The organism is Streptomyces sp. NPDC031479 (assembly GCF_055581065.1).
On sequence record NZ_JBVIKC010000003.1, the window covers coordinates 26,192 to 52,755 of the forward strand.

A 26,564-nucleotide genomic window follows, 5' to 3' on the forward strand; every position below is an offset into this window, starting at 1 on the left:
CACCTCCGTGCGTACGGGTCTAGCGGAAGATGCCGGTGTGGCCGAGGGAGTAGCGGCCGGGCTGCGGGTAGACGGCGAGGCCGTGCGGGCCGCCGCCGACCGGGATCCTGGCCAGCTCCTTGCCGGTGACGGTGTCGATCGCGTAGACCTCGGAGTTGTAGCGGCCCGACAGCCAGAGCACCTTGCCGTCCGCGGAGACCCCGCCCATGTCGGGGCTGCCGCCGTCGGGCAGCTCCCACTTCTTGGTGAGCTTGTTCTGCTTGAAGTCGAAGACGGAGATGGAGCCCTCGCCCCGGTTGGAGACGTACATCTCCTTGGAGTCGCGGCTGACGTACAGCCCGTGGCAGCCCTTGCCGGTGGGCAGCAGCTTGGGCACGTCGAACTTGTCGCCGCTGAGCACCCACATGCCGTGCGCCATCATGTCCGCGACGTAGAAGGTCTTTCCGTCCGGGGAGATCTTCACGTCCTGCGGCATCGCTCCCTCGAAGGGGAGTTTCTGCTGGCCGACGACCTCCATCTTCTCGGTGTCGACCTTGAGGAGTTCTCCGGAGAACTCGCAGCTCACGATGAAGTAGCGGCCGTCCGAGGAGAAGTCGGCGTGATTGACGCCGTAACAGGTCACCGGGACGGTTTTCACGCGGTTCATGGTGTGCGGATCGCGGAAGACCAGTTCGCGGTCCATGGACGCCATCACGACGGCGTACTTCCCGTTCGGGGTGAAGTACAGGTTGTACGGGTCGTGCACCTCCACGGGTTCGCCGGCCTCGCCGGTGGCCGGGTTGATCGGGGTGAGCGTGTGGCCTCGGTTGTTGTTGACCCACAGGGTCTTCATGTCCCAGGACGGCACCACGTGCTGCGGCTGGACGCCGACCGGGATGGTGTCGATGACCTTGTAGGTGGCCGGGTCGATGACGGACACCGTGTTGGAGTTGGTGTTGGGGACGTAGACGCGGGACGGGAAGTCCTTGACCACCGGGGACAGCTGGTTCGGCCGGTCCGCCGCGTACACGTCGTTGGGGTCGAGCACCGGAGGCATCCCGGGCAGTCCGGGCGGGGCGGCCGGGACGGCCTTGACCGGTCGGGCCGGCCCCTTGGAACCGAGCGCCTCGGGCTCGCCCTTTCCGCCGGATCCGCAGCCCGCCAGGGCGGCGAGGACCAGTCCGGCGAGGAGCGCGGTGGCCTTCCGTGGAAGGCGGTTCGTCGTCATGAGGTCAGCAGCTCCGTGGTGGTCACCGCGCGCAGCTTGCGGCGCGCGAGTTCTTCGAGGAGGGGCGGCATCGCGTCGACCGTGTCCGCGTAGCCGAAGTGCAGGCTCACCACCGATCCGCCGTGGATCGTCCCGGTGACGTTGCGGATGACGGCCGCGGCGCCGGGTGAGGTGAAGTCGAGTGAGTCCACGTCGTACGAGAGGACGTGCGGGTACCCCGCCCGCTGGGCCAGCTTCTGGACGAGCGGGGAGGCGTACTGGGTCTGGGAGGGGCGGAACCAGGTGCCGATCGAACCGGTGAGCCGCTTGAGGCGCTCGGCGCAGCCGGTGATCTCGGCGTAGGCCTCCGCCTCGGGCAGGTCGTTGACGGCGAGGTGGCGCTGGGTGTGATTGCCCAGTTCGTGGCCGCCGTCCAGGACGCGGCGGGCCATCTCGGGGTGGGCGTCGAGCCAGGTGCCGATGGCCAGGACGGTGACCCGCGCGCCGCCCTTCTCCGCCTCGGCGAGGACGGCGCGGGCGATGGCGGGGTCCCCGTTGCCGTGGAAGGTCAGGGCGACCGCCGGACGGTCGCGCGGGCCGTGCCCGATCTCCACGGGCTGGCCGGCGAAGCGGCGGGGCGCGGGGGCGGGGCCGGCCGGGGCGGGCTTGGCCCGGACCGGGCCGGCGGATGGGGCGGGACCCGTGGCTGGCCGGTCCGCGGCACAGCCGGCGGTGAGGCCGGCCAGGACGGCGGTGCCCGCGCGCAGGGCCGCGCGGCGGCCTGGAGGTGAGAACACCTGCCCATTTAAGAGGTGAATGGGCGAGAAGATAACGATTGACCCAATTCGGGACCCAAACGGCCCGCGTGTCGAGGGTGCGACCGTCCGCTACGTGATCAACGATTTACACAGAGCAGTCGATAGTTATTCATCGAATGAGAGGTGAGTGGTCCACCTCACCTAGGATTTAGATGGAAACTCTTAGGATATGCACACTTATGTCCGAGTAGGGACTTTTGGCGTTCGGGCCCTCGTCTGCCATAGTCGGAACCACGACTTCCCTTTGACCCGAGCGAAGTCTTCCGCCGAGGATCACACACCCCACCGATCCTCGGCGCACCCATGGAACCCCCGCAGCGCCCCATCACGGCGACAGGGGGTTTCTGGCGTTCCGGGGGTCCCTAGCGGTCGGCGACGCGCATCTCGAACCAGGTGATCTTGCCCCGCGGCAGCAGGTCGGCGCCCCAGCGGTCGGACAGCTTGTCGACGAGGAAGAGCCCGCGGCCCGTCACGTCCAGCTCGTGGACCGGCATCAGGCAGGGCAGCCCGCGCGAGGGGTCGCGCACCTCCACGCGGATCCAGCCGCGCCGGCGCAGCATCCGTAAGCCGAAGGTGCGCGCCCCCGTGTGGCGCACGGCGTTGCCGACGAGCTCCGAGACCAGCAGGACGGTGTGCTCGGCGATCTGCGGCGAGAGGCCCCAGAAGCGGATCACCACGCTCTGCGTGAGCCGGCGGGCCGTGCTCGCCGACTCCGGCATGGACGGCAGCGTCACCTCGCCCTCGGCCGGATTCCCGTACCGGTCCAGCGCTTTGAGGCCCAGTTCCTCCTCGACCGCCGCCGTGAGCCGCACGGCCGACGCGCCGACGCGCTGCCGCGGTTGTTCCACACCCTCCAGGCCCGCCATGCACCCATCATGGACGGCCGGCGCGCCCTCCCGGGCCGTTCCACGGGAAAACACCCCCCGGGACCAACGCTCCCGGAGGGTCGCCACGGCATATGCACCGGGCAATCGGAGGCCCGCGGGGGCGACTTGACCTGCGATGACGGAGCGCTGCACTGCGATCACCGTCGGTGGATCACATGCTCTGCTTAAGGCTGCCTTAAGGCCTGGCTAATCCACCCGCAGGGGTTCTCCCCCACCGCGCCCCGAGGCGCCCTCTAGACGAACTTGGCCTTGCCCGGGCCCTCTTCGACGAAGCTGCGCATGCCGCGCTCACGGTCCTCGGTGGCGAACAGGCCCGCGAACCAGTTGCGTTCGATGGTCAGACCGGTGTCGATGTCGGCCTCCAGGCCCGCGTCCACGCACTCCTTCGCTGCGCGCAGGGCGATCGCCGGGCCCTGGGCGAGCTTCGCGGCCCACGCCTGCGCCTGCTCGTACACCTCGGCGGCGGGCACGATCCGGTCCACCAGACCGAGCGCGAGGGCCTCGTCGGCCTTGACCATGCGGCCGGTGAAGATGAGGTCCTTGGCCTTGGACGGGCCGACCAGCCGGGACAGCCGCTGGGTACCGCCCGCGCCCGGGATCAGGCCCAGCAGGATCTCGGGCTGGCCGAGCTTGGCGTTGTCGGCGGCGATCCGGTAGTCGGCGCAGAGCGCGAGCTCGCAGCCGCCGCCCAGCGCGTAGCCGGTGATCGCGGCGACGACGGGCTTGGGGATCCGGGCGACGGCCGTGAAGGCGTCCTGGAGGGCGCGGGACCGGGCGACCATCGCCGCGTGGTCCATCGTCTGCATCTCCTTGATGTCCGCGCCGGCCGCGAACACCTTCTCGCCGCCGTAGAGGATCACCACGCGCACGTCGGCGCGGTCGGTGGCCTCCACCGCGAGCTCGCGCAGCCGGTCCTGGGTGGCGATGTCCAGGGCGTTCATGGGCGGGCGGTCCAGCAGGATGGTGCCGACGCCTTCGGAGACTTCGAGAGAGATGGTCATACGGGGAAGGTTAGCGCCGGTTAACGGCAGGTGGCCCGATGCTGTGGGTCACAGCACCGGGCCACCTCGACTACCGGGGGAGGGGGACTACTTGATCCACTCCGCCCAGTCCATGTTCCAGCCGTTGAGGCCGTTGTCCGGGGCGATCTGCTTGTCCTTGGAGTTCTTCACGACGACCACGTCGCCGATCAGGGACTCGTTGTAGAACCAGGCCGCGGGCGTGCTGTCGTCGCCGGCTCCGCGCTCGTCCTCCAGGCCGACGCAGCCGTGGCTGACGTTCTCCGAGCCGAAGGTGCTGGAGGGGGCCCAGTAGTTGCCGTGGACGAAGGTGCCGGAGTTCGACAGCCGCATCGCGTGCGGGACGTCGGAGATGTCGTACTCGCCGCCGAAGCCGACGGTGGCGCCGTTCATCCGGGTCACCTTGTACTTCTCGCTGATGACCATCTGCCCGTTGTAGGTGGTCGTCGCCGGGGCGCCCGCGGTGATCGGGATGTCCTTGAGGACCTGGCCGTCACGGACGACCTGCATCGTGTGCGCGCTCGCGTCGACGGTGGTGACCTGCGAGCGGCCGACGGTGAAGGTGACCGTACGGGTCTGCTTGCCGTAGACCCCGGGGCGGCCCTCGACGCCGTCGAGGGCGAGCTTCACGGTGACCTTGGTGCCCGCGGCCCAGTACTTCTCGGGACGGAAGTCGAGCCGGTCGTTGCCGAACCAGTGGCCCTCGACCTTCACGGACGGCTCCGCCGTCACGGTGATGGCCTTCTCGACGGCCTCCGTGTTGGTGATGCCGCGCGTGAAGTTGATGGAGACCGGCATGCCCACGCCGACGGTCGTACCGTCCTCCGGCGTGTAGTGGCCGACGAAGGTGTTCTGCGGAGTGAGGGTGGTGAAGGTGGTGTCCTTGGCGGACTCCCGGCCGGACTCGTCCTTCGCGACCGCGTGCACCTTGTACTCGGTGGCGGCGGCCAGGTTGCGGGCGGGCTCCCAGCTCGCGCCGTCACCGGCCAGCTTGCCCTCCACCGCGTTGCCCTTGGTGTCGGCGACCGTCACCGTGGTCAGCTTGCCGCCGGTGCTGGAGATCTTCAGGATGCCGCTCGTCGCGACCTCCTTGGCCCCGTCGTCCGGCTTGACGCTCACCACGGCCTTGGACGCCTCGGTGCCGGTCTTGGCACCGGCGGCCGTCCCCTTGGCGTCGCTCCCGCCGCTGCCCCCGCTGTTGCTTCCTCCGCCGCCGCTGCAGGCGCTGGTGAGCAGCAGGGCCGCTCCCAGCAGAAGGGCCGGCAGGCCGGTGCGGGCGCGGCCGCGTATCGGCTGCAGGTTCACTCGTGTTCTCCCCATGTCCCCCGCGCGCGGGCAGTCGCGCGCATGTCGACAGGAAATCACACGGGTGGACCACGAAAAGGCACGGTCGTGTCACCGTTCCGTCCCAAGTGGGACGTACGGCGGCGTGTCAGCCTTCGGTCCCGGGCTTGGTACCCCAGACGTAGACCACGTCCCCTTCCGTCAGCAGGTTCCACAGACGTTCGGCGTTGGCCACCGAGAGGTTGACGCAGCCGGCCGATCCGCCGTGCGCGTACAGGTCGCCGCCGCGCCCGTGCAGGGCCTGGCCCCCGTCGAAGAACTGGGCGTACGGCATCGGGGAGTCGGGGTAGAGCGTGGAGACGTGGTCCTTGTGCCGCCAGTAGATCTCGTGGCGGCCGGGACGGGTCTCCTGGTCGTCGCGGCCGGTGCGGACGGGCACCGGCGCGAAGACCACGCGGCGGCCCTCCTGGACCCACAGGAGCTGGCGGTCCAGGTCCACGCACGTCACGCGGTCCTCGTCGGCGGGGCAGCGGCCCGCGGCGTTGGGGTTCGCGCGGGCGGCGACGGCCGTCATCGTGCGGAACGTGGCGAGGCCGGCGTAGCCGTCGGCGGGGGTGAGGCGGTTCGCGCGCTGGAAGGCTCGGACGGCGGTGCAGTCGCCCGGTGACTGCACCCCGTCGGCCTTCCGGTGCAGGTGGGCCTCCAGCTCCCGCTGGTAGGGGCCGGTCCCGGCGGTGCAGGCCGTCTCGGGGTCGGGATCGAGGGCGGCCGCGAGCGCCGGGCCCGGCAGGACGAGGACGGCGAGGAAGGCGGCCAGGACGGCCGTGGGTCCCATCGCCTGACGTACGGTCATCGGTCCTCCTCCGGTCCGCCCGCCGGACCCCGCGACCCAGCCAACCCGCGCGGGCGGGGGAGCGCCCGCGCGGGTGCGCCGGTGGAGTGAGGGGTCCACTCCACCGGCGCAGCGGAAGGCCGGACGGCCGTGCGCGGAGCGCTCAGGCGTCGGGACGCTTGTCGTGCTGCTTGCCGTGCTGCTTGCCGTCGTGCTTCGCGGGGTCCTTGCCGTGTTCCTTGCCCGGGTCCTTGCCGTACTCGTCCCGCTTGTTCTGGAGCGTGACCACGACGTGGCTGCCGGGGGCCGCCGCCGTGACGCGCACCGGGCCGGTCACCCGGTCTCGCGGCAGCACGTAACCCTCGGGGACGTCCGTCTCGACCAGGTAGTACAGGCCTTCGGAGAGCCCGTCGAAGTCGCAGACGCCGTTGCGGTCGGTCGCGCAGCCGTCCTTGACCTTCTGGTCGGCGTTGACGCCGCGGGTCTGGAGGCCGCCGGTGCGGTTGGTCTCCTTCCAGAGCTCGAACACCGCGCCGCGCAGCGGCCGCTTCGTCTTGGCGTCCTTCTTCACGAGGTGCAGGGAGCCGGGGTGCTCCGCGTTCTCCTTGCGGTTCGCGACGGTGACGACGATGCCCTGGACGAGGTCGCCCCGCGTCAGGTCGAACGGGGTGACGGGGTCGGCGGGCCTCTCGTAACCGGCCGGGAAGCCGGTCTCCCGCCAGTAGTACGTCTCGTCGACCGGCAGCTCGACCGTGCAGGTGCCCTGGGCGTCGGTCACGCAGACCCCTTCCAGCCGCTCGTCGGCATCGTCGCCGGTGGTCTGGAGGCCGGTCCGGTCGTTGGTCTCGCGCCACAGCTCGAAGCGGGCGCCGGGCAGTCCGGCCCCGGTGTCCCGGTCGGTCTTGCGCAGCACGACCCTGGCGCCCGGCGTCTCGGTGCGGGTGTTCACGGCCCGCGCCAGGGCCCCGGCCGCGGCGTTCTCGCGGGTCAGCGTCAGCTCGAAGACCGGGTTCGCGGGCAGGTCGTGGCCCGCCGGCGGCACGGTCTCGCGCCAGTGGTACGTACCGGGCGCGGCGCCGGTGTGCGCGCAGCGGCCGGTGGCCGGGGTGGTGCAGTCGGCCACCTTCGTGTCGGGGGACGCGGTGTCCGTCTGGAGGCCCGGCACCCCGTTCGTCTCGTGCCACAGCTCGAAGCGGGCGCCGCCCAGGGGACGGCCCTCACCGTCCACCTTGGCCACGGCCACCGTGCCGGTCGGGGCGGGGGTGGGACCGCAGTCGGGGAGGTCGCCGGTGAAGGGGTAGGCGTGGAACTCCTGGCCGCCGCCCCCGATGGTCGCGCTGCCGTGGGTGACGGAGCCCGTGGTGAAGAAGCGGCCGTTGATCCCGGGCAGGGTGACCAGGGTCTCGGAGGCCCGGTTGCCGATCAGGAAGCTGCCCTGGAACTGGCCGCTGCCGGTCAGGTTGACCGCCGAGGCGTCCGGGAAGTTCCACAGCAGCCGCTCGCGGTACGCGTTGAGCGGGTCGCCGCCCCGGTCGGCGAGCGTGCCGCTGTAGGTGTTGAGGGTGCGGGTGCCGGTGCCCAGGACGTTGACGAGGATGGTCGCCGTGGGCGGGATCTGTGTGAAGCGGATGCCCTGTGCGCCGCCGCCGGCGGGGTTGACCAGGTCCGCGTCCACGTTGAAGACCTGGAGCGGGTCGCGGTTGTTGCCGGTGAAGACGGTCTCGAAGCCGCTGTTGACGACGGTGCCGGTCGGCGGGCGCGGGCTGCCGTCGACCTTGGCGTAGCACTGGCTGGCGGCGCCGAGCCGGCCGCGCAGGCCGGCGTACGGGGCGACGGCGTTCGGGTCGGGGGTGCGGGTGCCGGTCACGGTGCCGCTGAGCGCGCCCCCGTAGCGGACCACACCCCGGTCGGCGATCAGGGTCTCGCCGGTGGCGACGGTGACGTCGGCGCCGGTGGTGAGGAAGTCCGCGCCGTCGGGGGGCCGGACCAGCGAGCCGGCGCCGACGATGCCGACGTTGTAGCGGGAGTCCCCGCCGGCCGCCTTGTCCTGGTCGAAGCTGCCGAGGACGACCAGCCGGCCCTCGGCCTCGGAGGCACGCCCCCGGACCCGGAACCGACCGCCGGCGAAGATGTTGACGGCGTTGTCGCGCCCCTTGACGCTGCCGTCGCTGCCGATCGGCGGGAAGGGACGGGGGCAGTCGCCCGGGACGCAGGGGCCGAGTCCGCCGGGCAGCGGTGCCCGCAGGGCGCGGGCGGGCGGGGGGCCGGGGGCGGGAGCCGCCGCCAGGGCCGTGGGGGACCCGGCGGCCAGTACGGCCCCGATCGCGAGTCCCAGGGTCCAGTTCCTTGCCGACATGACGCTCCGTCCGTATCCGCGCTGATCGCCCTGCCAGGCTCTGGGCCGCCCCGGTGCGGGGCGCCCCCAGTTCTAGGGCAGAGCGTCGGCGCGGCGGACGGAGGACACTCTCGCGCCACGGCATTGCGGTCCGACAATCACTCGATTGCGGGGTCAGCTGACGGCGGATCCGGCGACCCAGTCGGCCCAGGACATGTTCCAGCCGCCCAGTCCGTTGTTGGGGGCCACGACGCGGTCCTGCGAGTTCACGACCTCCACCACGTCCCCGACCAGCGTCCGGTCGAAGAACCAGCCCGCCGGGGTGTCCGAGCCGCCGCCCTTGTCGTCGCGCAGGCCCACGCAGCCGTGGCTGGTGTTGCTGGAGCCGAAGGTGTCCGGGCTGGCCCAGTAGTTGCCGTGCAGGAAGGTCCCGGAGTTGGTGAGCCGCATGGCGTGGGGCACGTCGGGGATGTCGTACTCGCCGCCGAAGCCGACGGTCTGGCCGTTCATCCGGGTGACGTCGAACATCTCCATCACCACCATCTTCCCGTTGTAGGTGGTGTTCTTGGGCGCCCCGGCGCTGATCGGGATCGTCGACAGCAGCTGCCCGTCCCGGCGGACCTCCATGGTGTGCGCGGCGGCGTCGACGAGGGAGACCTGGGAGCGGCCGACGGTGAAGCGGACGGTCTTGTCCTGGATCCCGTACGAACCGGACGCGCCCTCGACGTCGCGCAGGGCCATCTTGACGGTGACCTGGGTACCGGGCTTCCAGTACTCCTTGGGCCGGAAGTCGAGGCGCTCGTCGCCGAACCAGTGGCCGACGACCGGCACGGCCGGGTCCGAGGTGACGGTGATGGCCCGTTCCACCTCGGCCCGCTGCTTGATGGCGCGGCTGAACTTGAAGGAGACGATCATGCCGGTGCCGACGGTGGAGCGGTTCTCGGGCTTGAAGTAGCCGATGAACCTCTCCTCGGGGACGTAGGTGGTGAAGGTGGTGTGCCGGGCCTGACGGCGGTCGTGCCCGTCGCGGGCGACGGCGTCGACGGTGTACTTGGCGGCGAGCGAGAGCCGCCCGGCCGACGGTGCCGGGCTCCAGCTGAGCCCGTCGGGGGCGATGGACCCGGGGACCTGCTCCTCCTGGGCGTCCTCCACCTTGGTGACGACGACCCGTTCCAGCCGGCCCTCGGGCACGTTCACCCGCAGCGGCCCCTCGGCGGGGACCCCTTTGGCGTTGTCCGCGGGGGTGATCCGGATGGCCTCGTCGGGCAGGCGGGGTTTGCCGGGCAGGGCGATCTCCACCGGGGATCCGCCGTCCTTGGTGCAGCCGGTGAGCCCGCCCAGCAGGCCCGCCCATGCCGCCACGGCGGCCAAGCCCGCCCCTGCCCGCCTCGTCAGAAGAGTCACGCACCGTCCAACGACCGGCCCCCTCCGGGGGAAACGTGAGGGCCGGGCACGTTCCGGGCAGAACTGTTCGGGCAGAACAGTGGGAAGGACCAAACGGGGACGGGCCTGGCCGGGACGCCGGGCCGCACTCCCCCGCCGGTACCAGGAGCCGTGGAGGCGGGCAGTGTCGAGCGCAGCCGAGCAAGAGGCGGTGGATGCCGCCACCAGCAGTGCCGTGGGCGGCCCCGCGGCAAGGGACGCCATGGACTCCGTGCGCGAGCGGGTCCAGGCACAGGTGTTACGGGCCGCCGCGCATCCGGCGCCACCCGTGTGGCCCGGGTCCGCGCATCCGCTGGGGGCCCGCTTCCACCCGGGCCCCGGCGGGGTCGCGGGCACCAATTTCGCGCTCTGGGCGCAGGGCGCGGAGGCCGTGGAGCTGTGCCTCTTCGACGGGGACGGGGTCGAGACCCGCTGCACCCTGACCGAGCTCACGCACGAGATCTGGCACGGCTTCGTACCGGGGGTCCGCCCCGGACAGCGGTACGGCTTCCGGGTGCACGGCCGCTGGGACCCCTGGACGGGCGCCCGGTACAACCCGGCGAAGCTGCTCCTGGACCCGTACGCGCGCGCCGTGGACGGGGACTTCGCCCTGCCGCCGGAGGTCTACGGGCACGTCCGGGACTGGCCCCAGCAGTACATCGCCGACACGGTGCGCGACGACCGGGACTCGGCCCCGTTCGTCCCGAAGGGGGTGGTCGTCCACGATGACGACGACTGGGCGGACGACGTCCGGCCGAAGACCCCCTGGGCCGATTCGGTGATCTACGAACTGCACGTGCGCGGCTTCACGATGGGCCATCCGGGTGTTCCCGAGGAACTGCGCGGCACCTACGCGGGGCTGGCCCACCCGGCGGCGGTCGAGCACCTGACGAGCCTCGGCGTGACGGCGGTGGAGCTGCTGCCGGTGCACCAGTTCGCGCACGAGGACCACCTGCTGCGCCGGGGCCTGCGCAACTACTGGGGCTACAACTCGGTCGGCTACTTCGCCCCGCACGCCGGGTACTCCGCCAGCGGGACCGCCGGGCAGCAGGTCGGCGAGTTCAAACGGATGGTGAAGGCCCTGCACGCGGCCGGGATCGAGGTCATCCTCGACGTGGTCTACAACCACACGGCGGAGGCCGGGGAGCTGGGACCGACGCTGTCGCTGCGCGGGGTCGACAACCGGGGCTACTACCGGCTCCAGTCCGACCAGCGCCGCTACGCCGACTACACGGGCTGCGGGAACACCCTGCACGCCGGGCGGCCGCACGTGCTGCGCCTGATCACCGACTCCCTGCGCTACTGGGTGACGGAGATGGGGGTGGACGGCTTCCGGTTCGACCTGGCGGCGGCGCTGGCCCGCTCGATGCACGACGTGGACATGCTGTCGCCGTTCCTCGCGGTGATCGCCCAGGACCCGGTGCTGCGGCGGGTCAAGCTGATCGCGGAGCCCTGGGACGTGGGGTCGGGCGGCTACCAGGTGGGGGCGTTCCCTCCGCTGTGGACGGAGTGGAACGACCGCTACCGCGATGCCGTGCGCGACTTCTGGCGGGGCGCGCTGCCCGACGTACGGGACCTCGGCTACCGGCTGTCGGGCTCCAGCGACCTGTACGCGTGGGGCGGGCGGCGGCCGTACGCCTCGGTGAACTTCGTGACGGCGCACGACGGGTTCACCCTGCGGGACCTGGTGACCTACGAGCGCAAGCACAACGACGCGAACGGCGAGGAGGGCCGCGACGGGACGAACGACAACCGGTCGTGGAACTGCGGGGCGGAGGGCGAGAGCGCGGACCCGGGGATCGGGGCGCTGCGCCGGCGCCAGCTGCGCAACCTGCTGACCACGCTGCTGCTGTCGACCGGGGTGCCGATGCTGGTGGCGGGCGACGAGTTCGGGCGCACCCAGGGCGGCAACAACAACGCGTACTGCCAGGACAACGAGACGGGATGGGTGGACTGGTCGCTGCTGGAGGACCCCGCCTGGAAGGAGCTGTTCGCGCTGGCCCGGCGGCTGATCGCACTGCGCCAGGCGCATCCGGTACTGCGGCGGCGGGCGTTCTTCTCGGGGCGGGCGCAGGGCGCGGACGGACTGCGGGACCTGGCCTGGTTCACCCCCGCGGGCACGGAGATGACGGAGCGGGACTGGTACGCGCCGGCCGCCGCGCTGGGGCTCTACCTGTCGGGGCGGGACATCCCGGGCCGGGACGAGCGGGGTCTGCAGGTGACGGACGACAGCTTCCTGGCGCTGCTGCACGCCGGGGACCGGCCAGTGGAGTGGATCCTGCCGGGCCCTCCGTGGGCGGGGACGTACGAACTCGTCCTGGACACCTCCCGGGAGGAGCAGGCCGAGGCGCCGGCGGGGCGGCACCGGGGCGGGGAGCGGCTGACGGTCCCGGCCCGGTCGGTGCTGCTGCTGCGGGTGGTGTCGTAGGGCGCTGTCGCTGCGGGTGGTGTCGTGGGGCCGGGTCTCCCGGCCGCGGCGCCGGTTCCGGACGCATCGGGCCGCCCGGAACCGGAGTCCGTGGCCGCCCTGCGATGATGTGCCCCTCATACGAACACCCGTGCACTCGTGCGCGGGTGCCATCGCCGGGGACCAGGGGGGAACGCATGGCGAGAGTCGGGACCGCGCTGCTGGAACTGCGCGGGGCGCAGAAGTCGGCCAAGGGGGTGTCGCTCTATTCACGGTTCGTCAATCGGCCCGCCGGGCGGTACCTGGCCGCCGGATCGTACGCGCTCGGGCTCACGCCGAACCAGGTGACGCTGGTCAGCGCCGCCTTCAGCTTCGCCGCCGTGGCGGCCGTCGCGCTGGCCGCCCCCTCCTGGGGGCTGGGCGTCGCCGTGTGGGCCGCGCTCGCGGTCGGCTTCGCCTTCGACTCCGCCGACGGGCAGTTGGCCCGGCTGCGCGGGGGCGGCAGCGCGGCGGGCGAGTGGCTCGACCACGTCGTGGACGCCGCCAAGCTGACCGCCCTGCACGCCTGCGTGCTGATCGCCTTCCACCGCTTCCCCGAGGAGTACGGGACCGGCTCCGACGGCTGGCTGCTGGTGCCGCTGGGCTTCCAGTTCGTCGCGGTCGTCACCTTCTTCGGCGGTCTGCTGACCGAGAAGCTCAAGCCGAAGCCGGCTCCGGGCAGCCCCGCCGCCGTGCCGTCGACCCTGCGCGCGGTGGCCCTGCTGCCCGTGGACTACGGGGTGTTCTGCCTGGTGTTCCTGCTGCTCGGCGGCGGGGCGCTGTTCCGCTGGGCGTACGCGGGCCTGGGTGCCGTCGCCGCGGTGTTCCTGCTGGCGTTCCTGGCGAAGTGGTTCAGGGAGCTCAGCGCCGTTCGGCGGTGAGGGGTTCCGCCTGGGGCTGCGCGAGCGCGTCCAGGGCCCGGCGCAGCTGGGTGCTGGACGTGTGCACGGTGTAGGGGAAGTAGACGACGTCGACCCCGTGGGCGGCGAAGTCCCGCTCCAGCCGGGCCCCCTTGGGGGTGCCCCGCCAGTCGTCGCCCTTGAAGATCACGTCGAAGCGGACCTGCTTCCAGGTCTCGACCTTGTCCGGGACCGTCTCGACGAAGGCGGCGTCGACGTACTTGACGCTGCGGACGATCTCCAGCCGCTCGACGAGCGGGATCATCGGGCGGCGGCCCTTGGCCAGTTCGGCCATCTCGTCCGAGACCACGCCGGCGACGAGGTAGTCGCATCTGCTGCGGGCGTGGCGAAGGATGTTGAGGTGTCCGATGTGGAAGAGGTCGTAGGCTCCGGGCGCGTAGCCCACCCGGTACGGCCTGCGCGCCGCCGAACCGCGCTCGGACATGTCGTACTCCGTCATCAGTTACCCCCCAGCGGCCGCACCCCCCGGTGCGGCGGATTAGCAGACAATAGCGCGCACGTTCCCCACCCTGCGGGTGAACGAATAGGGTGACGTGCGCATCATCCAGGGGAGAAGGGGACGTTCAGTGTCCACATCCGGTCACCGGCGCCTGCTGCTGGTTTCCACCAACTACGCCCCCGAGCATGCGGGCATAGGCCCGTACGCCACCCAGATCGCGGAGCACTGGGCCGAAATCGGCCACGAGACGCACGTATTGGCGGGGATGCCGCACTATCCGGCCTGGTCCGTCGAGCCGGAGTACAAGGGGGCGCTCCGGCGCACGGAGCAGCGCGCGGGGGTCACCGTGCACCGGCGTGCGCACACGGTGCCGCCGCGTCAGACCGCCGTCAGGCGCGCCCTGTTTGAAGGATCGATTCTGCTGCACGGTGCGGTGGCCCCGCCGCGGATGCCGAAGCCCGACGCGATCCTGGCCCAGATGCCCAGTCTGGCCGGCGGGGTGCTCGCCGCCCGGCTCGCGGCGAAGTGGAAGGTCCCCTACGTCCCGGTCGTCCAGGACCTGATGGGGGCCGCGGCCGCGCAGAGCGGGATCAGCGGCGGCGACAAGGCCGCCGCGTTCGCCGGGCGCGCGGAGGCGTACGCCCTGGGGCGCGCCACCCTGGTCGGCGTCATCCACGAGACCTTCGTGGACCGGGTCGTGGGCATGGGCGTGGACCCGAAGCGGATCCGGCTGGTCCCCAACTGGTCCCACGTGCCCCAGCCCACCAAGCCCCGCGGGGAGACCCGCCGTCACCTCGGCTGGGCACCCGGCCAGACCGTGGTGCTGCACTCCGGGAACATGGGCCTCAAGCAGGGCCTCGACGTCCTCGTCGGCGCGGCCCGGCTCGACCCGCGGGTCCGTTTCGTGCTCATGGGCGACGGCAGCCAGCGCGCGGCCCTCGCCGACCTCTCCGCCGACGTGCCGAACCTGGACATCATCCCCCCTGCCGCCGACGGCGAGTTCCCCGATATCCTCGCGGCGGCGGACGTCCTCGCGGTCACCCAGCACGCGGCCGTGCTCGACATGAGCGTCCCGTCCAAGCTGACCTCCTACTTCCAGGCCGGCCGGCCCGTCGTCGCGTCCGTCGCGGCCGAGGGCGGGACCGCCCAGGAGGTGGAACGTTCCGGCGCGGGGGTGCTCGTACCCCCGGAGGACCCCGCGGCCCTGCTGAAGGCCGTACGGGCCCTGGCCGAGGACCCCGAGGGCGCGGACGCGCTGGGCGCCGCCGGGCCCGTCCACGTGGCGGCCCACCTGAGCCGTGAGGCGGGCCTGGCCCGCATCGACGCACTGATCGACGAAGCACTTGGGGGTCTCCAGCCGTGACCGAGACGAACCGCCCGGCAGCGGCCCCGGCCGACGACGAGCCGGACCTCCTGCGGGACCAGTTCAAGCAGCTCCTGCGCTACCGGCGGCTCATCGGCGCGGGCGTGGGCATCGGCCTGCTGGGCGGCGTCTACCTCGGCATCTCCACCGCGGACACCTATGTCGCGACCGCCGACGTCGTGCTGCGCGCCCCCACCGACGACCCGTTCAACCCGAGCCTGGCCCCCGACAAGGCCATCAACATCGGCTCGGAACGCCAGGTCGCGCTCTCCAGCTCCACGGCCGGGCAGGCGGCGAAGCAACTGGGCATCGCCGACAAGGACTTCGCCGCGCTGCGCGGCGGCCTCCAGGTGACCAACCCGCCGCAGACGATGGTCCTCCGCTTCACCTACACCTCGGCCTCCCCCAAGGAGGCCGCCAAGCGCGCGAACGCGATGACCGCCGCCTACCTGCTGAAGCGGCAGGAGGCCCTCGACGCCACGCGCGACAAGATGGTCAAGGGCTACGAGGACCAGCGCGACCCGGTCGCCAAGCAGCTCGACGAGACGGCCCGGCAGGCCAACAACCTGCCCGCCGGGACGGCCCGTGACGCGGCGCTGTCCTCCAAGACCGACCTGCAGAGCAAGGTCAACGCCCTCAACGGCAACATCGCCAAGCTCGCGGCCCTGGACATGACCCCGGGCCGGGTCACCAGCCCCGCGACCCCGCCCGCCGCGCCCGACGGGCCGGGCATCCCCATGTCGCTCGCGCTCGGCGCGGCCGTGGGCCTGGCGCTCGGTCTGCTCGCCGCCTGGGTGCGGCTCGTCTTCGACCCGGCCCCGCGTTCCGAGGGCGACGTGGCCAGGGCGCTGCGCGCCCCCGTCCTGGGCTCGCTGCCCCGGGACAAGACCGGCGGCGGGCCGCTGCTCGCGGCCGGCGAGGCCGATCCCCGGCTCGCCGAGGAGTACCGTTCGGTGGCCTTCCGCCTCGCCTACGACTCCCGCTTCGCCGACCGGCGCCGCCTGCTGGTGGTCGCCCCGCGCGGCAGCAGCGAGACCGCCGCCGCCGTGGCCGTGAACCTCGCCGCCTCCTTCGCCGAGACCGGCAAGGACGTCCTGCTCATCGAGGCCGACCTGCGCACCCCCGTGCTGGCCAGCCAGCTGCCCACCGACGCGGGCGGGCGGCCCCGCTGGAGCCAGCCGGGCGGCGCCGGAACGGGCGGGGAGGCGGACTGGCCCGACGGCCGGCAGCTCGTCGTGGACGCCGCCGAGTCGGGCTCCTTCGACCTGATCCCCGGCGAACGGGTGCGCAACGTCCCCCGCGCGCTGACCTCGCCGCGCACCACCCGGCTGATCGCCGAGGCCGACTCCCCCAACTCCACCGTCGTGGTGCTCGCCCCGCCGGTGCTCTCCTACGCCGACGCCCTCGCCCTCGTCGACCGCGTCGACGGCGTCCTGGTCGTCTGCGACCCGCGCGCGGTGCACCGCAGCGACCTGTCCCGGATCCGCGAGCTCATCGGCGGCGCCGGCGGCACCGTGCTCGGCGCCGTCCTGCACACGCCCGTGGTCACCGAGAAGCGCGGCGGGCGCGGCACGTCCGGGAAGGCCGGCGAGGCCGCCGGTCCGGCCACCGGGCCGGGCCGGGCACCGGACCCGCAGCCGCTGACGCGTCAGCCCGCGGACCCCGGGCCGCAGACCACGGGCGACGGCGGCGACACCGTCGCCCTGCGCACGGTCCGTACGGGCCGGCGGTGAGCCGGCGGGGCCTCGGCGCCGTCGCCTCCGTCCTCGACCAGGCCGCCTCCAGCGCCACGAACATCCTGGTGCTGGTGCTGGCGGCCCGGCTGTCCTCGGCCTCCGGCTTCGCGGACTTCTCGATGGTGTACGTGACCTTCAGCGTGCTCCTCGGCCTGAACATGGCCTACGTCGGCCAGACCGTGGTCCTGGAGAAGGGCGAGGGGCTCCCCCCGGACGAGGTCCGGGGCAGGCTCGCGACGGTCTGCCGCTCCTCCGTGCTGTTCACCGCCGCCGCGTCGGCGGTGGCCGCCGCGGTGCTGGCCGTGGTGGGCCCGGTCCTGGCCGGGGACGCCGGGCGGGCCTTCCTCGCCCTGGGCCTGGTCCTGCCGCTGGTCCTCGTCCAGGACGGACTGCGCTACTGCTTCTCCGCGCTGCGGGTGCCCGAGCGGGCGCTGGCCGCGGACTCGCTGCGGCTGCTGTGCGTGGTCGCGGCGCTGGCGGCGCAGCCGGCCGGTGCGTCGGCCGGCCGGCTGGTGCTGGTGTGGGGCCTGTCGGCGCTGCCCGCGCTGGGGCTGGGCCTGTGGCTGCTGCGGCCCCACGTGCGGGGGGCGCGGGCCGAGCTGCGCCCGTACCTGCGGCGCGGGCACCTGGGGCAGCGGTTCGTGGTCGAGTTCGCCGTCGGCAACGGCTCCAGCCAGCTGGCGGTGCTCGGGCTCGGGGCGTTCGCGACCCCGCTGGCCGTCGGCGCGCTGCGCGGTGCGACCACCCTCTTCGGTCCGCTGAACGTGCTGTTCAACTCGGCGAACGCCTTCGGGCCGCCGGTGGTCGGCCGGGCCTCCGGCAAGCGGGGCGTGGTCCGGCTGACCGCCCTGATGGGCGCCGCCCTCGCCGTGCTCGGCGCCGGCTGGGCGGCCGTCCTGTACGCACTGCCCGACCGGCTGGGCCGGCACCTGCTCGGCGACACCTGGGCGGCGGCCGCCGCGCTGCTCCCGGCGACGGGCGCCCAGTACGCGGTGATGGGGCTGGGGACCTGCGCCCTGCTGACGCTGCGGGTGCTGAACCCCAGGGCCACCCTCTCCCTCCAGATCGTCTTCTCCCTGCTGTCGGTGGCCCTGCTGCTGGGCGGGTACGCCGCCTGGGGCGTGGCGGGAGCCGCCTGGGGCCTGGCCGTGGGTTCGGCGGCCAAGGCGGGCGCGGGCTGGCTGCGGGTGGCCCGGCTGGAAGCCCCCGCCCCCGAGGTCGCCACCGCCGCCTGAACCACCCGGGTCCCCGCCGTGCCGGAAGGGGACACCCGCGGCCGTCGACCGCGGGGCGCCCGCTCAGCGCAGGGTCGTGCCCTTGTCGTGGCGGTACGTCGCCACGAGCGCGAGGCACATCCCCGCGATGGCCACGCGTCCGGACGCCTGGAGGAGCGGGCCGCGCAGCAGGATGAAGGAGTACCCGGCGACCAGCGGGACCACCGTGGAGATCAGGCTGCCCGGCGGTGAGCGGCGCGTGGCGCGCTTGGCGTACCGGCGGTCGACGCGGGCGGCGGCGTACCCGAGGGCGAGGAGGCCGGCACCCATGCCCAGCGGCCCGAAGTCGAGCCACAGCTCGGCCCAGATCGGGGAGGAGAGGTTGGTGTTGACCGTGCCCATCCACTGGCCGACCATCACGCCCGTGTCGCGCGGCTTGCCCGGCCACACCGAGCGGGGCACCGCGAAGAAGACGGATCCGGCCAGCTGGCGCCCGTAGAAGTGGCCGGGGCCGGAGTTGGAGAAGGTGATGGTGTTGGCGAACATGCCGATCTGGTCGTAGTCCTTGAGCGCCATCGGCTCCAGGAACGAGGTCGTCTCGACGGGCTTGTAGTTCTTCTCGTCGTAGCGGAAGCGGTCCGCGAAGGGGAAGACGAGCAGGGCGATCACCACGGCCATCGACAGGGCCACCCGGTACATCGCGGCGCTCACCGGGAAGACCGTGAAGAGCAGCGCGAACAGGACGGTGAGGAACCAGTAGCGCGGGTTCGAGACGGGGTTGTTGACGACCAGGTTCAAGACGGCGAGGGCGGCCGTCGTGGCGATGACCGAGACCTTGCGGCGGGCGTACTTCGAGGTGATCAGCCAGCGCGTGTACAGGAGCAGGGCGAGCAGGGCCGGCACGGTGCCGAAGCCGCGCAGGAGCGCCTGGCCGGCCTGGCCGTCGCCGTTGGAGACGCCCGCCTCCTGGATGCCCGCGATGATCTCCTGGCGGCTGGAGAAGAAGACCGCCGGTCCCCCCAGCTTCGCGATGAAGGCCGCGCTGCACAGGAAGGCGACCAGGGTGAGGAGTTGGAGGCGCCGCCGGTGGACCATCACCGGTCGCGGCTCCTTGCGGGAGCCTCCCGTGCGGCGTGCCGCGGGCCGGTGACGGGCCAGCAGTACGCCGACGTCGAAGGCCGTGCAGCCCAGCAGCACCAGGCCGATGGCGACGGTGAGGTCGGAGCGGGGGCCGACGACGGGCGTGGGGACCCGGCCGAGGACGGCCTGGGCGAGGGGGGCCACGCCCATGGCCATGTAGACGAAGAGCCAGAAGGAGCCCTGCAGCAGCTTGCGGCGGCTGGTCAGCACCATGGCCGAGAGCCGCGCGCCCGCGTACATGGCCAGCAGCAGTTGCAGCCAGAAGGCGGCGTCGCGCTGGCCGTCGCCGGACTGGGCGGCGACGAAGAACGGCAGGAAGACGGTGAACCCGAGGGCGAGGGGGACCGAGAGCGCGCGGGAGAGCAGGGTGCGCGGGGTGGTCACCCGGCCCCACTGCGACTCGCCGGGCACGGGCGGCCGTTCGGGGGCGGCCGAGGGCTTCCGAACGTCCGTCACCACTGCTGCCCCCACCCCTGTGCGTGATCCGCGCGCAGTCTAGTCTGAGCGTTCCGCGCCCGGGGAGGCGCGTCGGGGTGGACGACGAGGGGCGACTGTTGCGTGATCTTCCTGCCTTCACGCTGGCCGGCTACGACAAGGGGCGCGGCCTGCTGACCCAGGCCCTCTGGTTCGCGGTGATGAACACGCTGTTCATGGCGTGGTTCTGTCCCGCCCGGCTGCGGGTCGCGCTGCTGCGGGCGTTCGGGGCGCGGATCGGCGAGGGGGTGCTGATCCGCCACCGGGTGCGCGTGCTGTGGCCGTGGAAGCTGACCGTCGGGGACCACACCTGGATCGGCGAGGGCACCTGGCTGCTGAACCTGGAGCCGGTGACCATAGGCGCGAACGTCTGCCTCTCGCAGGAGTCGATGCTGTGCACCGGCTCGCACGACCACCGCGCCGCCGACTTCCGTTACCGCAACGCCCCGATCGTGGTCGAGGACGGCGCGTGGGTGGCCGTACGGGCGACGGTGCTGGCGGGCGTGACCGTCGGGCGGTGCGCGGTGGCGGGCGCCGGATCGGTGGTCCACAAGGACCTGCCGGAGCTGACCCTGCAGACCCAGGACGGGCGTCGCCGCCCGGTGGAGGAGCCCAAGTGAGTGCCGCCCCGAAGGTCCTGCACGCCGTCACCCTGCACTCCCCCTCCCACGCCTTCGGCGGGCCGGTGCGGGTGGCGCTGAACCTGGCCAAGGGGCTGCGTGCGCGCGGCCACGAGGCCCGGCTCCTCGCGCTGGGCGAGGGCTTCGACCCGTGGCCGGACTCCGTGGAGGGGGTGCCCGCCAAGCTGTTCCCCGCCCGGCGGATCCTGCCGCTCGGCTTCAGCGGGATGACCTCGCCGGCCCTGCTGGCGTCGGCGGGCCGGCTGGTGCGCGAGGCCGACCTGGTCCACGTCCACCTCGCACGGGACCTGGTGACCCTGCCCGTGGCGCTCGCCGCGCTGCGGGCCGGCAAGCCGTTGGTGCTGCAGACCCACGGGATGGTGGACCCAAGCGAGAAGGCCCTGGCCAAGGTGCTCGACGCGGTGGCGGTACGCCGCCTGCTGCGCGGCGCCGACGCCGTGCTGTACCTGACCCCGCACGAGCGGGCGGGGCTGGAGGCGGTGGTGCGCGGGCCGCTGCCCCGGGCCGTCCGCCTGGTCAACGGCACTCCGGCGCAGGAGGAGCGCCCGGCCCCGTCCGGGCCGCCGCGGATCCTGTATTCGGCCCGGCTCCAGGCCCGCAAACGGCCGGTGGACTTCGTGGACGCGGCCCCGGCCGTGCTGGCCGCGCACCCGGACGCCCACTTCGTGGTGGCGGGCCCGGACGAGGGGGAACTGGCGGCGGTCCGCGCCCGGATCACCGGCCTGGGTCTGTCGGACCGCTTCACGGTGCCCGGGGCCCTCTCCGGCGCCGAGGTCCTCGCGGAGCTGCGCCGGGCGCACGTCTACGTCCTGCCCTCGGTGGACGAGCCGTTCCCGATGTCGGTCCTGGAGGCCCTCGCGGTGGGCGTCCCCCCGGTGGTGACCCACTCCAACGGCCTGGCCCGGGACATCGCGGCCGCCGGCGCCGGGCACGCCGTGGACCCCGGAGCGGCAGCCGTCGCGGAGGCCGTCATCGCCCTCCTGGGCCCGGCCGCCAACGCGGCGGCCTCGGCCGCGGCCCGCGAACTGGCCGCGAAGTCCTTCTCGATGGACGCCGTCCTGGACACCCTGCTCCCGGTCTACCGGGACATCGCCCGCTGAGCCCGCCGGGTGGGGGCGGGGGTCAGAGGACGTCGCGCCTTTCCTCCACCACCGGGACGGCGCCCATCGCGCGGCGGCGCTTGAGCACGCTCGCGTAGACGCCGAGGCCCACCGCCCCCGCCACCATCATGATCACGCCCACCACGTCGAGGTTGACGCTCTCCATCTGCCAGTCGCTCGCGAAGGTGAGGATGGCCCCCACCACGATCAGGGCGATGCAACCGCCTATGCCGCGCATACCGTTCGCCTCCAGACTGTTCGGCGTGTGGCCACGCGGTTACCCGGGCGCGGGACGTGAAAACGCCGCCGCCCCGGAACCGGGCGGCGGCGTCCTCGTGGCGGACCGGTGTGCCTACGCGGGCACCCAGGCGTAGCAGCCCGTCGAGTGGAACTCGGAGGTACCGGACGGGACGGTGGCCGTGATCCTGTCACCGGCCTTGGGCGGGTTCTCGGGGCCCGAGGCCAGGATCGCGCCGTCCTTGCCCTTCGCCTCCCAGGTGCAGGTGGAGCTCTGGGTCAGCGCCCGGTAGGTACCGGGGGCCGGGGTGGTCCGGGGGGAGTCCCCGAAGCCCTTCTCCGCCACCGCCAGCACCGGCTTCTGCTCCGGGCACAGGAGGTTGATGGCGTCCTTCGCCCCGGTGACGTCCCCGGAGATGATGGCGGCTGCCGCCGCGTCCTTGTCCCGCTTCGCGGTGCGCTCCACCCGCTGGCAGGTCTCCTGACCGGTCTGCAGGACGGCCGCCGGATCCATCTTCTCCGGGACGCGTCCGCTGAGGTACTGCTTCTCGTTCTCCTTGAAGCTGCCCGTCTTCGGGGTCAGCTTCGCGTCCGGCAGGACCGGCCCCGTCGGCTTCGCGTCGGGCGACGCGGCCGTGGTGGGCGCCGTGGAGGCGTCCGCGGGGTCCGGGACCGGGCTGGAGGCCGGCGGCTTCGGCTTGCCCGCCGCGTCGGCGGAGGCCTTGCCGTCGCCGTCGGAACTGCAGGCGGTCAGCGTCAGGGCGGCCGCCAGGAGGACGGCGGCCGCGGCGGAGCGTCGGTACATCAGGTGGCTCCCCTACGGGGTCGGAAAGGCGTACGGGGCCCGCCGTGTGCCGGCCGGGCCCCGTACGCCGTCAGGCGGTTACTTCGGGCCGAAGGTGAGGATCAGCTGCGGAGCGGCGTCCGCGGCCGTCGACTCCGCGGACCACAGCCACATCGCGTCGGTGCCCGTGCTCGTCAGGCCGAGGCTGTAGCTGCTGCCCAGCACGGCGGAGACGGCGGTGGTGTCCAGCTCGGCGTTCTGCACGGCCGAACCGTCCGGCACGCCCGAGATGGAACCGAGCGGGGCGGTGCCGAGCGTGGGCTTGGTGTTGAACGTCGTGCCCGTGCCGCTCCAGGTACCGGTGACCGGGACCACGGAGACGGTGTCGGCGGTGCCGGCCCCGGCCTGCGTGGAGGTCTTGAACTGGAGGGAGGCGCTCTTGAGGACCTGCCCGGACGGAGCCGCCGGGAGGGTGAAGCGCAGGTACGACTCGTACGCCGAGGTACCGCGCACCGCGAGCTGGGTGGAGGTGCCGTAGGCGGTGCTCGGGGCGCCCTGGTTGATGTAGGTGTCCTCGGTGGCGACGACCTTGGAGACCGTGTCGACGGCGGCCTTGGCCAGGTCGAAGTGGGACTTGACCTGGGCCTGGGTCAGCGCCGAGGGGTAGACGGCCGTCTCGTCGATGGTCCCGGCGAAGAAGTTGCTGGTCGGACGGGACGGCCAGCTGCTGAGGTTGTCGCCGCCCACGTGCCAGAAACCGGCGTACGGCGTGGAGTTCGTGGCACTGTTCGTGCCCTTGTTCTGGCCGTCGACGTACAGCGTCATGCCGCCGGGGCCCTGCGTACCGACGACGTGGTGCCACTTGTTGTCGTTGTACGTCTCGAACAGGCCGGTGGAGATGGTGCGGGCGGAGCCGTTGTAGACGCCGAAGACCAGACGACCGGTGTTGGTCATGTAGATCTGCTTGTCGTACGACCCGCTGCTGTTGACGGTGTTGTTGCCGAAGCCGATCAGCTTGCCGCCGCGGGTGGTGCCGGTCTTGAACCAGGTCTCGATGGAGTACGCGGCGCCGACCGTCTGGCGGTGGTCGCTGTACACCTGCTGGTTGGTGCCGTTGAAGCCCATCGCCGTGCTGGTGCCGGTGATGGCGCCGGGGCTCTGACCCAGGGCCGGGGCGCTGACCTGGACGCCGCCGGTGTTGCCGGAGACCGAGGAGTCGGCCACGTACGGGCTGACGGTGTCGTCGTAGCGCCAGTAGAGGTTGGCGCCGTCCGCGCGGACCTTGTCCGGGTAGGCCTGGACCGAGGTCGGGACGGTCACGGAGACGTTCGCCGACAGGGCGCTGGTGTTGCCCGCGCCGTCGGTGGCGGTCACCCGGTAGCTGTAGGCCTGGCCCGCCTTGACGGTGGTGTCGGTCCAGGAGGCCTGCGGGCGCTCCCACTCCAGGGAGTCGGCCGAGACCGTGGCGATCGGGGTGCCCGAGCCGTTGCGGTAGATCCGGTACGTCAGCTTGCTGTCGTCCTGGTCGTAGCTGGTGCGCCAGCGGACCTGGGCCTCACCGGGCTTGACGCTGCCGACGCCGGCGATCGGGGTGGTCGGGGCACCGACGTCACCGGTGGACGCGAAGCGGGTCAGGCCCTGCTGCGCGCGGCCGTTGATGAGGGTGAACTCACCGCCGACCCACATGTACTTGACGTCGTCCTTCTCGGCGATCGACATGACGCGCGGGCCGATGCCCTCACCGATGCCGTCGTTCGCGGTGGGGTGCCATCCGAGCTTCGGCGGGCTCTGCACGAAGCCGTCCACGGGCGCGGGGGCGGCACCCTTGTGGTCGGTCTGCTGGGCCAGCAGGAAGTTGCGCTTGCCGTCGGGGAACTGGCCCTCCAGCGAGCAGTCGTGCGCGTGCGAGGAGCTGTAGAGCACCCCGTCGTACGGCAGCACGTACTGGGTGGCGCCCAGGCAGCGGTCGCGCCACTTCTCGTTGAAGTTGGTGTCGAGGCCGATGCGGCCGTCGAAGACGCCGCCGCCCGAGCCCTCGTTGCCGGTGTAGTAGCCCGTCGCGTCGGCCGCGATGTGCTTGACCACCGAGTTGGAGGGGATGTTGGAGTAGGTCTTGGCGACCGCGCCGGTGGTGGCGTCGACGACCGCCAGCGCGTGCGTGTTGGAGCCGTTGACCGAGAAGAAGTCGCCGCCGAGCAGGACGTTCTTGCCGTCGTTGCTGACCTGGATCGCGCGGCCCGGCTCGTCCGCGTTGGCGGTGAAGGGCCTCAGCGCGCCGGAGCCGGCGTCGACCGCGGCGAACCGCTCGCGGGTCTGCCCCTCGACCGTGCCGAAGTCGCCGCCGATGTACAGGGTGTCGTCGGTGACCGCGAGCGCCCGGACGGTGGCGGGGACGCTCGGGTGGAACGATGCCTTGGGGGCGCAGGTCTCGATGTCGATCGCCGCGAGGCTGGAGACCGGGGTTCCGTTGACGGCGCCGAAGTAGCCGCCCGCGTACAGGGTCTTCTTGTCCTTCGACACGGCCAGCGCCCGCACCGTCGCGGTGCCGTCGCCGACGGTGAAGGCCAGCTTGCAGGAGGTGGGGTTGCCGGTGGCGGCGTCGAGCGCCACGAAGTTCACGGCTTCCTGCTCCGTGCCGGCCGCGGCGTCGGGCGGGCGGACCGCCGAGAAGGTGCCGCCGGCGAAGACGGTGCCGTTCGCCTGCTCCATGGCGAAGACGACGCCGTTGGGCTGCCAGGTGGGCAGTTCGTCGGCGGTGAACGCCACGGGCGGCGTGATGGCGGACGCCTGGGGCATCAACACCAGGCCTATTCCGGTACCGGCGCCGGCCAGTGACAGGGCGAGGGCAGCAGTCAGCCCTCTGGATCTACGCATGAGCCCCCCAGGGCAATCGCCCGGCTTGATGGCTGGAACTATCCGAACAGCCATATGTACTGGCGCAGACTAGGGCTCACGCGCCGCCCTGGTCACCTCAGTTGACCCCCTGCATACCAAATTGGAACCAACAGGGTGCAACGCGGAGGACACACTTCGGACATACGGCAGGTTTGTCCCGGCCAAGACCGCGGAAGGTCGCGGTGATGACCGGGACACGGCAAATCGTAGGCGAAGCGCGAGGCCTCAGCGGTCGATACGGACGCTCGCACCCGCCAGTTGGTCCTCGACCTGACGGATGTCGGCGTCCACCATGATCCGCGCCAGTTCCGGCACCAGGACCGACGGCTTCCAGCCAAGGAGCTCCTGCGCCTTGGAGGCGTCGCCGATGAGCGCGTCGACCTCGCTCGGCCGTTCGTACTTGGGGTCGTAGCGCACGTGCTCGTTCCAGTCGAGGCCCGCGTGGGTGAAGGAGGACTCGACGAACTCGCGGACGGTCGCCGCCACTCCGGTGGCCACCACGTAGTCGGTCGGCTCGTCCTGCTGGAGCATCCGCCACATCGCGTCGACGTACTCGGGGGCGTAGCCCCAGTCGCGGACGGCGTCGAGGTTGCCGAGGTAGAGGTGGTCCTGGAGGCCGGCCTTGATGCGCGCGACCGCCCGGGTGATCTTGCGGGTCACGAACGTCTCGCCGCGGCGCGGGGACTCGTGGTTGAAGAGGATCCCGTTGACCGCGAACATGTCGTACGCCTCGCGGTAGTTGACCGTGGTCCAGTACGCGAACACCTTCGCGGCGCCGTACGGGCTGCGCGGGTGGAAGGGGGTGCCCTCGTTCTGCGGGGGCGGGGTCGCCCCGTACATCTCCGAGGACGAGGCCTGGTAGATCCGGGTGTCCACCCCGCTGGCCCGGATGGCTTCCAGCAGCCGCAGCGCGCCGAGGCCGGTCACGTCGCCCGTGTAGAGGGGAGCGTCGAAGGAGACCCGGACATGGGACTGGGCGCCCAGGTTGTAGACCTCGTCGGGGCGTATGTCACGGAGCAGGTTCACCAGGGCCACGCCGTCGGAGAGGTCGGCGTGGTGCAGGACGAAGGACCGGTTCGCGGTCTGCGGGTCCTGGTAGACGTGGTCGATCCGCTCCGTGTTGAAGCTGGAGGACCGCCGCACGAGCCCGTGCACCGTGTAGCCCTTGGAGAGCAGGAGCTCGGCGAGGTACGAGCCGTCCTGTCCGGTGACGCCGGTGATCAGTGCGGTCTTGCCCATGGGGTCCCCCAGGTTGTCGTTGCTGTCGTTCGTGTTCAGGCTGTGTCTGGCCTGGCCGGCCGGGTGTGAGGTGCGGGAACGCGCCCTCGGGCCGAGGCTGGATGCGTACCGTACTGCCCTGTTGGGGCTGCTTGGCCTCCGGGGCGCTCAAGC

Annotated in this window: 21 protein-coding genes; 7 read left to right on the forward strand and 14 right to left on the reverse strand. The window is 72.3% G+C overall.

Annotated elements, in window-relative coordinates; all coding sequences use genetic code 11:
• Positions 1-19 precede the first annotated feature (19 nt).
• From ACZ5D2_RS05100 to ACZ5D2_RS05135, 8 genes are all read right to left on the reverse strand, one after another.
• Positions 20-1,207 carry a YncE family protein gene (locus ACZ5D2_RS05100; protein ID WP_371676576.1) on the reverse strand — a complete coding sequence of 396 codons (1,188 nt, stop codon included), beginning with the start codon at positions 1,205-1,207 and terminating at the stop codon, positions 20-22.
• The gene (locus tag ACZ5D2_RS05105) at positions 1,204-1,983 is read right to left on the reverse strand and encodes a polysaccharide deacetylase family protein (RefSeq protein WP_468927282.1); all 780 of its coding nucleotides are present in this window, start codon (positions 1,981-1,983) and stop codon (positions 1,204-1,206) included. Before ACZ5D2_RS05105 ends, ACZ5D2_RS05100 begins: the two co-directional genes overlap by 4 nt.
• A gap of 383 nt (positions 1,984-2,366) precedes the next feature.
• Entirely contained in the window at positions 2,367-2,975 is a 609-nt protein-coding gene (locus ACZ5D2_RS05110) for an ATP-binding protein (RefSeq protein WP_371676578.1), read from the reverse strand.
• Between the two features lie 149 nt (positions 2,976-3,124).
• Positions 3,125-3,892 (reverse strand): enoyl-CoA hydratase/isomerase family protein, encoded by a 768-nt coding sequence (locus ACZ5D2_RS05115; protein WP_468927285.1) that lies wholly within the window; start codon positions 3,890-3,892, stop codon positions 3,125-3,127.
• A gap of 87 nt (positions 3,893-3,979) precedes the next feature.
• Complete coding sequence (locus ACZ5D2_RS05120) at positions 3,980-5,230, reverse strand: L,D-transpeptidase (protein ID WP_371676580.1); 1,251 nt, start codon at positions 5,228-5,230, stop codon at positions 3,980-3,982.
• Positions 5,231-5,342: 112 nt separating this feature from the next.
• A complete protein-coding gene (locus ACZ5D2_RS05125) occupies positions 5,343-6,047 on the reverse strand; it encodes a L,D-transpeptidase family protein (RefSeq protein ID WP_371676581.1) in 705 nt (234 codons plus the stop codon).
• 142 nt (positions 6,048-6,189) lie between these two features.
• Entirely contained in the window at positions 6,190-8,382 is a 2,193-nt protein-coding gene (locus tag ACZ5D2_RS05130; RefSeq protein ID WP_468927289.1) for a choice-of-anchor A family protein, read from the reverse strand.
• Positions 8,383-8,535: 153 nt separating this feature from the next.
• Positions 8,536-9,732: a L,D-transpeptidase gene (locus ACZ5D2_RS05135; RefSeq protein ID WP_371676583.1), complete on the reverse strand. Its 1,197-nt coding sequence runs from the start codon at positions 9,730-9,732 to the stop codon at positions 8,536-8,538.
• 196 nt (positions 9,733-9,928) lie between these two features.
• Here ACZ5D2_RS05135 and glgX point away from each other — a divergent pair, with 196 nt between their 5' ends.
• Together glgX and ACZ5D2_RS05145 are read left to right on the forward strand one after the other, a co-directional pair.
• Positions 9,929-12,211 carry a glycogen debranching protein GlgX gene (glgX, locus tag ACZ5D2_RS05140; RefSeq protein WP_468927293.1) on the forward strand — a complete coding sequence of 761 codons (2,283 nt, stop codon included), beginning with the start codon at positions 9,929-9,931 and terminating at the stop codon, positions 12,209-12,211.
• A gap of 176 nt (positions 12,212-12,387) precedes the next feature.
• On the forward strand, positions 12,388-13,110 hold the full coding sequence (locus ACZ5D2_RS05145; protein ID WP_468927296.1) for a CDP-alcohol phosphatidyltransferase family protein: 723 nt from the start codon (positions 12,388-12,390) through the stop codon (positions 13,108-13,110).
• Here ACZ5D2_RS05145 and ACZ5D2_RS05150 read toward each other — a convergent pair.
• Complete coding sequence (locus ACZ5D2_RS05150) at positions 13,091-13,588, reverse strand: FAD synthase family protein (protein ID WP_468927299.1); 498 nt, start codon at positions 13,586-13,588, stop codon at positions 13,091-13,093. The two genes, ACZ5D2_RS05145 and ACZ5D2_RS05150, sit on opposite strands and share 20 nt — an antisense overlap.
• A 157-nt stretch (positions 13,589-13,745) precedes the next feature.
• Between ACZ5D2_RS05150 and ACZ5D2_RS05155 the strand changes: the two genes are divergently transcribed.
• From ACZ5D2_RS05155 to ACZ5D2_RS05165, 3 genes are read left to right on the forward strand one after another with little or no spacing between them, the layout of a single operon-like run.
• Positions 13,746-14,951, forward strand: coding sequence for a glycosyltransferase family 4 protein (locus ACZ5D2_RS05155; protein ID WP_371681153.1), 1,206 nt, complete (start codon positions 13,746-13,748; stop codon positions 14,949-14,951).
• Positions 14,948-16,684: a lipopolysaccharide biosynthesis protein gene (locus tag ACZ5D2_RS05160; RefSeq protein ID WP_468927302.1), complete on the forward strand. Its 1,737-nt coding sequence runs from the start codon at positions 14,948-14,950 to the stop codon at positions 16,682-16,684. Before ACZ5D2_RS05155 ends, ACZ5D2_RS05160 begins: the two co-directional genes overlap by 4 nt.
• Positions 16,681-17,922, forward strand: a complete 1,242-nt coding sequence (locus ACZ5D2_RS05165; protein ID WP_468927305.1) for an MATE family efflux transporter — start codon at positions 16,681-16,683, stop codon at positions 17,920-17,922. The genes ACZ5D2_RS05160 and ACZ5D2_RS05165 overlap by 4 nt, the downstream gene beginning before the upstream one ends.
• A 63-nt stretch (positions 17,923-17,985) precedes the next feature.
• On the opposite strand, the gene ACZ5D2_RS05170 is transcribed toward ACZ5D2_RS05165, so the two are convergent.
• The gene (locus tag ACZ5D2_RS05170; RefSeq protein ID WP_468927307.1) at positions 17,986-19,500 is read right to left on the reverse strand and encodes a hypothetical protein; all 1,515 of its coding nucleotides are present in this window, start codon (positions 19,498-19,500) and stop codon (positions 17,986-17,988) included.
• 95 nt (positions 19,501-19,595) lie between these two features.
• Here ACZ5D2_RS05170 and ACZ5D2_RS05175 point away from each other — a divergent pair, with 95 nt between their 5' ends.
• Positions 19,596-20,135 (forward strand): WcaF family extracellular polysaccharide biosynthesis acetyltransferase, encoded by a 540-nt coding sequence (locus tag ACZ5D2_RS05175; protein WP_266842390.1) that lies wholly within the window; start codon positions 19,596-19,598, stop codon positions 20,133-20,135.
• Complete coding sequence (locus tag ACZ5D2_RS05180) at positions 20,132-21,256, forward strand: glycosyltransferase (protein ID WP_468927310.1); 1,125 nt, start codon at positions 20,132-20,134, stop codon at positions 21,254-21,256. The genes ACZ5D2_RS05175 and ACZ5D2_RS05180 overlap by 4 nt, the downstream gene beginning before the upstream one ends.
• Before the next feature lie 22 nt (positions 21,257-21,278).
• Here ACZ5D2_RS05180 and ACZ5D2_RS05185 read toward each other — a convergent pair whose 3' ends face one another.
• The 4 genes from ACZ5D2_RS05185 to gmd all read right to left on the reverse strand — a co-directional run bounded on the left by ACZ5D2_RS05185 (position 21,279) and on the right by gmd (position 26,411).
• Positions 21,279-21,494: a hypothetical protein gene (locus ACZ5D2_RS05185; protein WP_371676590.1), complete on the reverse strand. Its 216-nt coding sequence runs from the start codon at positions 21,492-21,494 to the stop codon at positions 21,279-21,281.
• 114 nt (positions 21,495-21,608) lie between these two features.
• A complete protein-coding gene (locus tag ACZ5D2_RS05190; protein ID WP_468927313.1) occupies positions 21,609-22,298 on the reverse strand; it encodes a hypothetical protein in 690 nt (229 codons plus the stop codon).
• 78 nt (positions 22,299-22,376) lie between these two features.
• Positions 22,377-25,151, reverse strand: coding sequence for a CBM96 family carbohydrate-binding protein (locus tag ACZ5D2_RS05195; protein ID WP_468927316.1), 2,775 nt, complete (start codon positions 25,149-25,151; stop codon positions 22,377-22,379).
• A 246-nt stretch (positions 25,152-25,397) separates the two neighbouring features.
• Entirely contained in the window at positions 25,398-26,411 is a 1,014-nt protein-coding gene (gmd, locus tag ACZ5D2_RS05200; protein WP_030235965.1) for a GDP-mannose 4,6-dehydratase, read from the reverse strand.
• Positions 26,412-26,564 lie beyond the last annotated feature (153 nt).